Raw genomic sequence first — 5,043 nt, 5'->3', positions numbered from 1 at the left:
GCCGCCGGGGCGCGGACCCGCTCCGAGCTGGTGGCGGGCGGCGACCACGCGATGCTGCGCCGCGGCGGCCACTGGCACCGCGCCGCCGCCGAGGGCGTCGCGGCGCTGCTCGCGGGCCGGTAGCCCGCCCGGGGTGCGACCCAGGAGAAACCTGGTCATCCTGTCAGGGACAGGCATTCGCGAGGAGGATGGTTATGTCGATGCTCGACAAGCTCAAGGGCATGCTCAAGGGGCACGAGGACCAGGCCCGCCAAGGAGTCGAAAAGGCCGGTGACGCGTTCGACGCGCGGACCGGCAACAAGTACCAGAGCCAGGTCGACATGGCCCAGCGGAAGCTCGACGAACAGATCGGCAACCGCCCGCCCACCGACGACCAGCGGTAGGGCCTCGCCAGGACCCCCGCCGCCCACCGGACGACGGGGCCTGCCTCCCGCCCGGGACGACGAGCGCGTCACGACCGACAGCGCCCGTCGTCCCGGGCGGTCGTGCGTCCGGCGGTGGTGGAGATGGGTACCCCCGGGCGGCGGGGGCGGCACCGTCCGTGCGGATCCGTGCCGGACGCGGGGGCCCGCCGTCGCTTGGGTGAACCTCCAATCTTTGCTCCGGGAACGTCCGGAGGGTTCTGCGCATCCGTGACGTGTTCCATAGTGGCGGGCACCTTACGGAAAACGAGTTCCGCAAGGCGGAATTGCTCGGAGGATTGCCTGTGTCGCTCCCTGTACCGTCCGTGCCGCGCCGCATCGCACGCCTTCTGCGAACCTCCCTCTTCGCGCAGGTCGCCTGCGCACTCCTGCTGGGCATCCTGGTCGGACGGCTCTGGCCCCAGGTGGGCACCGCCGTCCAGCCCCTCGGCGACGGCTTCGTGCGCCTCGTCAAAGCCGTCATCGCGCCCCTCGTCTTCTGCGTCGTGGTCACCGGCATCGCCAAGGCAGGGAACATGCGGGCGTTCGGCCGCATCGGGGTGAAGGCGCTGGTCTGGTTCGAGGTGGCGACGACGTTCGCCCTGCTCATCGGCCTGGTCGCGGGCAACCTCGTACGGCCGGGCGCCGGGATGGACGTCGACCCCGCCACGCTCGACGCCGGTGCCGTCGACGCGCGGACCGGCGGCGGCTCCCTGCCGTCGACCGGCGAGTTCCTGCTGCACTCGCTGCCCGACAGCGCGGTGGGCGCCTTCGCCGAGAACGCGCTCCTGCAGGTCCTCGTCCTGGCCTGCCTGGTCGGCGCCGCGCTGCTGCACCTGGGCCACACCAAGGTGCCCGCCGTCCTCCCGGCCGTCGCGCAGGTGCAGGAGGTCGTCTTCGCGATCGTGGGCTTCGTCATGCGGCTCGCGCCGCTCGCGGTCTTCGGCGCCACCGCCCATCTCGTCGGCCAGTACGGACTCGGCGTGATGTCGACGTACGGCACGCTCATCGGCACCAGCTACGCCGTCGCCCTGCTCTTCCTGCTGCTGCTCGCTCTCGCGCTGAAGGCGTTCACCGGGCTCAGTCTGTGGAAGTTCGTGCGCTACACCCGGGAGGAGATGGTCCTCGCCCTCGGCACCGCCTCCAGCGAGGCCGTGATGCCGCGCATGATGCAGAAACTGCGTCACGCCGGGTGCCGCGACGACGCGGTGGGCCTCGTCGTGCCCACCGGCTACTCCTTCAACCTGGACGGCGCCTCGATCTACCTCTCCATCGCCACCCTCTTCATCGCGCAGGCCGTCGGCGTCGACCTCAGCCTCGGCCAGCAGATCACCGTCGTGCTGATGCTCATGCTCACCAGCAAGGGCATGGCGGGCGTGCCGGGGTCCGCGTTCCTCGCCCTGTCGGCCACCGCCTCCGCGCTCGGGGTCATCCCGGCGGGCGCCGTGGCGCTGCTGCTGGGCGTGGACCGGATCATGGACTCCATGCGGGTCGCCACCAACCTGCTGGGCAACTGCGTCGCGGCGTTCGCCGTCTCCCGCTGGGAGGGCGCGCTGGACACGGCCCGCGCCAAGCGGGTGCTGGACGGCGAGGACGTCTTCGTGCCGGACGACGACACTCCGCCGGAGAGTCGAATTCCGGACCAACTTCCGGTGTCCGCACGGGAGTCGTCGCCCGTCGCGCCGGTGCGGGCCGACTGACGGCCGCCGCCGGGTCGGCGCGGCCCGGCCACGACCGTCCCTCGCTTTGACGCTTGCGCAACTCCCCAACTATTAGACTCGCGACTCCACCGCGGGCGTGGCGGCCGGTTCTCGGGCGGCAGGATCTTCAAGTGTCGGGGGGACGGATGACGGATGCGGGCGGCTCGGAGGCGGACTCCGGCGCGGTGTTCGAGCGGGCGCTCGACCGGGCGCTCGGCCTCGACCGGGTCACGCAGGCCCTCGCGCGGCGGCCCGGCGGCCTCGGCCGCGAGGACCTGCGCAGCGGCGCGTGGCAGGCGCGCGGCGAGATCATGGCGACGGCACGGGCCGAACGCGCCGAGACCTCGCTCCTCGCGCCCCGCGTCTCCGCCCTCGCCGGGCTCGTCCTGCTGCTGTCCGGGTACGGCGTCCGCTCCCTCGGCGGACGCCCCTACGTCGGTGACGGTCTGATCATGGCCGGGGTGCTGATCTGCGCGGTGGCGGTCGGCGCGGCCGTCGGCGACTTCATCTGGCTCCTGGTGAAGGCCAGCACCCGCCGCGACGACGAGCCGGACCGCCCCGGGACCGCGGCGGCCGGCGAACCCGCGCTCCTCGACGCGGCACTGGAGTCCTTCCTGCTGCGCAGGATCGAGGGCCCGCCCGGCCCCGCCCTCCCCGACGACGACGCCCGCACCCGCGGCACCGCCGTGGGATAGGGGGTTCTCGGCCACCGCAGGGCCCGTCCCCCTCCTCCCTTACTTCTACAGTGTTGTAGATTTCAGCTCGGGTCCGTGGTCCGTCCGGAGCCCGTGTGCGGGCCGCGCCCCCGGTACCGCACACGCCCCCGCGCTCCCAGGAGCGCCGCGTCGCGCGGAGATCCGCGCAGGTCAGGAGGCGGGCTTGCACACCACGTCCGGGATCTGGCCGCAGGACCGCGCGGACTTCGTCGAACTGCTGCACCAGGCCCTGGAGGAGCGGGAGATACGGGACGCGCTGCGCGCCGACCCCAGCGGTGAGGCCGCGGTGCGGCTGCGCTCCCGCGCGCTGGCCGCGGCCGACGAGATAGCGGCGGCGGCCGACGAGGAGTACCGCGTCTACCTCGCCGCCCGCGCGACCTCGACGGGCCGGGGCCCCGCCACCGGATCGACCGGCCTGCTGCTGCTCGCCGTCCTCGCCCCGCCGGTCTCGGCCGCGGCCGGTGTCGTCCTGCTCCTGATCGGCTACGGCGCCGGCCTGTGGGGCCCGGTCTCCGAGTTCGCCCTGTCGGCGCGCACCGCGGGGTGGCTGCTGACCGGGTTCGGCGCGGTCACCGCCATCTCCGGACTGCTGGCGCTGCTGGTGACGGCCGTCAGGGGACAGGGCGGGCGGCGTCCCGGCCGGTCCGGGACGGAACGGGCCAGACGGAGATGGCGGCGGGCCCTCCTCGACCGGGGCGTGCTGCCCTACCTGCGACGCCACCTGCCCGACCCGTCCCTCCCGGGGTAGGAGGCACGCCGGGACGACGGGACCCGGCCGTACGACAGCCCGACCAGAGAAAGAGAGACACACCATGTCCGTCAACCTGAACAAGGGCCAGCAGATCAGCCTGAGCAAGTCCGACGGCGGCGAACTGACCGCCGTGCGGATGGGGCTCGGCTGGCAGGCCGCGCAGCGCAAGGGGTTCCTGGCCAAGCTCGCCGGTCCCCGGGAGATCGACCTCGACGCCTCGGCGCTGCTCTTCGCGGGCGGCCAGCTCGCCGACGTGGTCTTCTTCCAGCACCTGGTCAGCGACGACGGCTCGGTGCGGCACCTGGGCGACAACCTCACCGGCGGCGCCGGGGCGGGCGGGGACGACGAGGTCGTGCTCGTGGACCTCGCCCGGGTCCCCGTGCACGTCGACCAGATCGTCTTCACGGTCAACTCGTTCACCGGGCAGACCTTCGCCGAGGTGCAGAACGCCTTCTGCCGCCTGGTCGACGAGACCAACGGGCAGGAGCTCGCCCGCTACACGCTCAGCGGCGGCGGCACCGCCACCGCGCAGATCATGGCGAAGCTGCACCGGGCGGGCCGCGGATGGGAGCTGAAGGCCATCGGCGAACCCGCCTCGGGGCGGACGTTCCAGGATCTGCTGCCCGTCATCTCCGGCCACCTCTGACCGGGACGCGGTGACGAGCGGGTCAGTCGCGCGAGTTGCCGAACAGCACCCGGTAGAGGATGAGCAGGACCAGCGAGCCGCCGATCGCCGCACCCCAGGTGTAGAGGTCGAAGAAGTTCTTCTCGAACGAGCGGTGGAAGAAGTGGGCGGAGAGCCAGCCGCCGACGAACGCACCGGCTATGCCGATGAGGGTGGTGCCGATGAGGCCGCCCGGGTCGCGGCCGGGCAGCAGGATCTTCGCGATGGCCCCGGCGAGCAGTCCGAGGATGATCCAGCTGATGATGCCCACGTCGTTGTTCCTCCAGTCGGTTCGGGTCCGGCGCGCTCCCGTGGGAGCGCGCCGGACCTGGTGTTGCGTGTTTGCGCAATTCTAGGAATATGGGCGCGGGTTGACGAGAGCCGCCGGGAAGTCGCGGGCGTCCCGTTGAGGTTCTGTCACCTGATCGGGACATTCGGCGCGAGGCCGGACGGTACGCGGGACCGGTCGGTTTCATGACATCTCTCACCTGTGAATCCACGTCCCGGCGGTGCTCCGCAGGCCAGGGCCTTGTTAGATTGCGCAATCACGCAATCGAAATGGAGCCCCGCTCCACCCGCCTGTCCTCCGCCGCGCCCGCCCGGCCTCCCGTCGGCGGACCGACCCGACAGGCCCGACCGTTTCGTGGGAGTGGGACATGAGCGACCCGTGGGACGGCCAGGGCGGCCGGGCCACCCGCAGCCGATCCGGACCTGCGCCCGGCACCGGACCCGGCGCCGCGCCGACCGGTGACGGGCGCCGTACCGTCCCCGAGGCGCGCGGGCCGGGAAGCGGCGGACGCGGCCGACCGCC

Annotated in this window: 6 protein-coding genes; 5 read left to right on the top strand and 1 reads right to left on the bottom strand. The window is 72.7% G+C overall.

What is annotated here, in order from left to right; translation table 11 throughout:
- Positions 1–194: 194 nt before the first annotated feature.
- From GA0115242_RS06680 to GA0115242_RS06660, 5 genes are all read left to right on the top strand, one after another.
- The gene (locus tag GA0115242_RS06680; protein WP_093825506.1) at positions 195–383 is read left to right on the top strand and encodes an antitoxin; all 189 of its coding nucleotides are present in this window, start codon (positions 195–197) and stop codon (positions 381–383) included.
- A gap of 323 nt (positions 384–706) precedes the next feature.
- Positions 707–2,101 (top strand): cation:dicarboxylate symporter family transporter, encoded by a 1,395-nt coding sequence (locus GA0115242_RS06675; protein ID WP_093825504.1) that lies wholly within the window; start codon positions 707–709, stop codon positions 2,099–2,101.
- 146 nt (positions 2,102–2,247) lie between these two features.
- On the top strand, positions 2,248–2,796 hold the full coding sequence (locus GA0115242_RS06670) for a hypothetical protein (RefSeq protein ID WP_093825502.1): 549 nt from the start codon (positions 2,248–2,250) through the stop codon (positions 2,794–2,796).
- Between the two features lie 184 nt (positions 2,797–2,980).
- Positions 2,981–3,565, top strand: a complete 585-nt coding sequence (locus tag GA0115242_RS06665) for a hypothetical protein (protein WP_093825500.1) — start codon at positions 2,981–2,983, stop codon at positions 3,563–3,565.
- 64 nt (positions 3,566–3,629) lie between these two features.
- Positions 3,630–4,214, top strand: coding sequence for a TerD family protein (locus GA0115242_RS06660; protein WP_093825498.1), 585 nt, complete (start codon positions 3,630–3,632; stop codon positions 4,212–4,214).
- A 22-nt stretch (positions 4,215–4,236) separates the two neighbouring features.
- On the opposite strand, the gene GA0115242_RS06655 is transcribed toward GA0115242_RS06660, so the two are convergent.
- On the bottom strand, positions 4,237–4,503 hold the full coding sequence (locus GA0115242_RS06655; RefSeq protein ID WP_093825496.1) for a GlsB/YeaQ/YmgE family stress response membrane protein: 267 nt from the start codon (positions 4,501–4,503) through the stop codon (positions 4,237–4,239).
- Positions 4,504–5,043 lie beyond the last annotated feature (540 nt).

The organism is Streptomyces sp. SolWspMP-5a-2, from assembly GCF_900091845.1.
Classification (GTDB): domain Bacteria; phylum Actinomycetota; class Actinomycetes; order Streptomycetales; family Streptomycetaceae; genus Streptomyces; species Streptomyces doudnae.
Note: the sequence above shows the minus strand (reverse complement) of the source record. Positions and strands in the feature narration are given on the sequence as shown.